Origin of the sequence: Paraburkholderia sp. SIMBA_054 (genome assembly GCF_046534875.1) — a bacterium.
Classification (GTDB): domain Bacteria; phylum Pseudomonadota; class Gammaproteobacteria; order Burkholderiales; family Burkholderiaceae; genus Paraburkholderia; species Paraburkholderia hospita.
On the sequence record NZ_JAWRXV010000926.1, the window covers coordinates 1 to 265 of the forward strand.

The window sequence follows — 265 nt, forward strand, 5'->3', positions numbered from 1 at the left end:
CGGAAAGCAGCCCGAAAGCGACTCGTCCAAAGGGCCGCTCAATCAGGACTGGCGGGGCGCCGAGCATGCGCGGCTGGCCGATCCTGCTGCTGCCGTCGTGTCGATTTATGCGCGCGGCCGCGACTATCACAAGGTGATGCGTAACCGTCTGCAACATCTGTCAGAGAAAATTCAGGCGGAGATCGGCGCGTTCGGTTATCGCGTGTTTACCGACTCGGCGCCAGTGCTCGAAGTCGAGCTTGCGCAGAAGGCCGGCATCGGCTGG

1 protein-coding gene is annotated in these 265 nt (G+C 62.6%); it reads left to right on the plus strand.

Going from position 1 to position 265, the window contains the following annotated elements; all coding sequences use genetic code 11:
- Positions 1-265 (plus strand): QueG-associated DUF1730 domain-containing protein (locus tag SB822_RS57840; RefSeq protein WP_410859202.1); only part of this gene is annotated, 265 nt, incomplete at both ends.